4 protein-coding genes are annotated in these 2,761 nt (G+C 73.2%); all 4 read left to right on the top strand.

Annotation, left to right across the window (positions count from 1 at the left end; all coding sequences use genetic code 11):
• The coding region (locus ASF38_RS17380; protein WP_162237288.1) for a molybdopterin cofactor-binding domain-containing protein at positions 1-601 on the top strand (601 nt) is incomplete at its 5' end.
• Complete coding sequence (locus ASF38_RS03390; protein WP_056573621.1) at positions 598-1,422, top strand: xanthine dehydrogenase family protein subunit M; 825 nt, start codon at positions 598-600, stop codon at positions 1,420-1,422. The genes ASF38_RS17380 and ASF38_RS03390, both read left to right, overlap by 4 nt.
• Positions 1,419-1,937 carry a (2Fe-2S)-binding protein gene (locus tag ASF38_RS03385; RefSeq protein WP_056556319.1) on the top strand — a complete coding sequence of 173 codons (519 nt, stop codon included), beginning with the start codon at positions 1,419-1,421 and terminating at the stop codon, positions 1,935-1,937. The genes ASF38_RS03390 and ASF38_RS03385 overlap by 4 nt, the downstream gene beginning before the upstream one ends.
• Before the next feature lie 157 nt (positions 1,938-2,094).
• On the top strand, positions 2,095-2,761 hold a 667-nt coding region (locus ASF38_RS17815; RefSeq protein ID WP_162237287.1), incomplete at its 3' end, for a LacI family DNA-binding transcriptional regulator.

The raw sequence follows: 2,761 nt of genomic DNA, 5'->3' as shown, positions 1-2,761 counted from the left end.
CGCCCTCACGGTGTACTCGCAGGCGTTCGGCGTCGCCGACGGCGTCACGCCGGCGCTGGAGTCGACGCGGGTCTACAAGCCCGACAACCTGACGTTCGTGCCCGACGAGCACGGTCGGCCGCAGACCTACCCGACCTACTCCTACGCGGTGCACGCCGCCGTGGTCGACGTCGACGTGGAGACGGGCATCTCGACGGTGCGCCGCTTCGGCGTCGTGCACGACTGCGGGACGGTCATCAACCCCACGCTGGTGGAGGGCCAGATGCACGGGGCCGTCGCCATGGGCATCGGCGCCGCGCTGATGGAGTCGATCGTCCACGACGACGACGGTTGCCTCGTCACGGACCGTCTCAAGCGCTACCTCATGCCGCGCGCGGGGGACCTGCCCGACATCGAGGTCGAGCACCTGGTGACCCCGAGCCCCTTCACCCTGCTCGGCGCCAAGGGCGCCGGCGAGGCGGGGGTCGGCGGCGCACTGTCGGCCGTGGTCAACGCGATCGACGACGCCCTGGCGCCGCTCGGTGTCGTGCTCGACCGGCTGCCCCTGACCCCGCCCACGGTCCTGGCCGCCTTGCAGACGGCCGAGGGGAGGAACGCATGATCCGCCACCGGTTCCGCCACGAGCGGCCGACGGCGCTGGCCGACGCGGTGGCGGTGCTGGCCGAGGCCGGGCCACGTGCCCGCGTGCTGGGCGGTGGCACCCTGCTCGTCCCCGAGATGGTCGCGGGCGAGGCGTCCCCGGACCACGTGGTCGACCTCGGAAGACTGGGCCTGCAGCCGGTCCGCCTCGACGGGGACGACCTCGTCCTCGCGGCCACCGCCACCTACGCCGACGTGCTGGCGGACCCGCGGGTCGCCGAGCACGCGCCCACCCTCGTCGCGATGGCCTCCGGCGTCACGGGGGGCGTGCAGCTGCTCAACGCGGCGACGCTCGCCGGGTCCGCCTGCCAGGCGGCACCCGGGTCGGACGTCCCCGGCTGCCTCGCGGCGCTCGACGCCCGCTTCCGCCTGGCCAGCGAGGAGGGCGTGCGCGAGGTCGGCGTCGACGCGTTCTTCCTCCAAGCCCACCGCACCGCCCTGCGACCGGACGAGCTGCTCCTGGAGATCGTGCTCCCGAGCACGGCGGGACGCGCGCACGGGTACGTGAAGCTCAAGCACGCGGCGAGCTCGTGGCCGATCGCGACCGGGGCGTGCGTCCTCGACGCGGACGGCCGGCGTGTGCGGGTCGCCATCGGCGCGGCCGGTCCCATCCCCGTCGTCCTCGAGCGGGACGTGGCCCCTGGGGCCGGGGCGCTCGCGGCCGAGGTGGCGGCGCTGCTGCAGCAGACCTGGGACGACGTCCTGGCCGACGCCGGCTACCGGCGCAGCGTCGCGCCCGTCGCCGCCCGACGAGCTCTCGAGCAGGCAGGAGTCGCACCATGAGCCACGATCCGACGGCTGCGTCGCAGGACGCGCCGCTCCGGCTCAGCGTCAACGGCGAGGACCGTGCGGTCGCTCTCGACCCGCGCCTCACGTTGCTCGAGCTGGTACGTGAGGGTCTCGGTCTCACCGGCACCCACCTCGGCTGCCAGACGGGCGACTGCGGCGCCTGCACGGTGGCGCTCGACGACCGCAGCGTGAAGTCGTGCATGGTGCTCGCAGGCAGCGTCGACGGCGCCGCGCTGACGACGATCGAGGGCTTCGCCGGAGGGTCCGCCCCCGTCGAAGGGGCCGAGCAGCTCGACGTCGTGCAGGAGTCCTTCTGGGACGAGTACGGGTTCCAGTGCGGGTTCTGCTTGCCTGGGATGCTGTTCGCCACGCGCGAGCTGCTCGCGACGAACGCCGACCCGACGGACGAGGAGATCCGCGCGGCACTGGTCGGCAACCTGTGCCGATGCACCGGCTACCACAACATCGTGCGCGCGGTCCGCGAGGCGGCCGCGCGGATGCGGGCCTGAGCCCGCCGAGGCTGCTGTCCCGGCGGGGTGGTGCCCGGCTCGCCCGGACCACGGTCGGGAGTCCGTGCGCGGCTGCGAATCTTTTGCGGATACGTATGCGCTGGTAGTACCCTGCGCGCAGTCAGACGGTCAGGCCGACGAGAGGCACGGGGTCCACGTGGTCACCAGCAGGGACGTGGCGTCGGCCGCGGGCGTGTCCCAGGCGACGGTCTCGCGAACGCTGTCGGGCGCCGCGGGCGTCTCCGAGGAGATCCGGGCCCGTGTCATCAAGGCCGCCGAGGAGCTCGGCTACGAGCTGAACTTCGCAGCGCGGGCCATGCGGCTCAAGCGCAGCGGCACGATCGGTGTGGTCGTGGACCGCGTCACCAACCCGTTCTACCCCGAGGTCATCGAGTCCCTGTCGCGCACCCTCGACAGCCTGGACCTGCGGATGATCCTGTGGGACTCCCAGGGAGCGGGGGAGAAGGGCGCCATCCAGGCGATCGGCCAGAAGATGGTCGACGGCCTCATCTTCACCACGGCCACGAGCACCTCCACCGCCCTGCGCACCGCGCTGGACGCCGGGGCCCCGCTCGTGCTCGTCAACCGCATCGTCGAGGGGGTGCGCTGCGACCAGGTCGACTCCGACAACGCGTCGGTCTCCTCGCGGGTGGCGCACTACTTCGCCGTCAACGGCAGGGTCCGGGCCGGCCTCATCACGGGCTCGCCCGACGCGAGCACCGCCCACGACCGGAGGGTCGGCTTCGTGCGGGGTGCGGCGGCGCACGGTGTGGAGATCCCGTCGGAGTTCGTCATGGACGGCCGCTTCTCCCACCGCGGCGGCT

This window comes from Aeromicrobium sp. Leaf272 (assembly GCF_001422865.1).
Classification (GTDB): Bacteria; Actinomycetota; Actinomycetes; order Propionibacteriales; family Nocardioidaceae; genus Aeromicrobium.
Note: the sequence above shows the minus strand (reverse complement) of the source record. Positions and strands in the feature narration are given on the sequence as shown.